The organism is Bacillus sp. 05T31, from assembly GCF_056396725.1.
In genome coordinates this window covers 1-535 of the sequence record NZ_JBFTMA010001305.1, presented here as the reverse complement: position 1 = coordinate 535, position 535 = coordinate 1, and the positions used below count along the sequence as shown (strand labels likewise).

Genomic DNA, 535 nt, shown 5'->3' with positions numbered 1-535 from the left:
GTAAAAAACCTTTCGTTGCAGTTAAAGGATTACGAATTTCATGAGAGATAGAAGCTGCCATTTCGCCGATTAAATGAAATTTCTCAGCGTTCATAAGTTCATTTTGGAGACGAACTTGCATTTGTAATATGTGTAGTAAATATAAAATAAGGATCGTGCCAATCATCGTACATAGTTCGTACACAATGATATGTGGTATATAATCTGCCTCATTTGTAACACTTGCAAGGAAAAATGGTATCCAACTAAATCCATAAGTAAGACTGTAAAAAATAGCAAGTGTTATTTTTATATGATTAGAACTTCGATTAAAAAATTTGTATGTTAATAGTAGAACAATAAATAGGAGAATAGAAGCGATAAAGGATGGAAACGCACCTATTCCTCCCAATAAAAAGCGATAAATGTTTAATACAGCTAAAATAGAACCACCAGCAATAGGCCCTCCCGTTAACGTGCCGACAATTAATACGATATGTCGCATGTCGAACTGAAAACCATTATTTGTTTTTGCTGCGAAAGTGATACTTAGTAT

At 33.5% G+C, this 535-nt stretch carries 1 protein-coding gene; it reads right to left on the bottom strand.

Annotation, left to right across the window (positions count from 1 at the left end):
* Window positions 1-535: LytS/YhcK type 5TM receptor domain-containing protein (locus tag AC1DJR_RS33045; RefSeq protein WP_477004573.1), on the bottom strand; the 535-nt coding region annotated here is incomplete at both ends.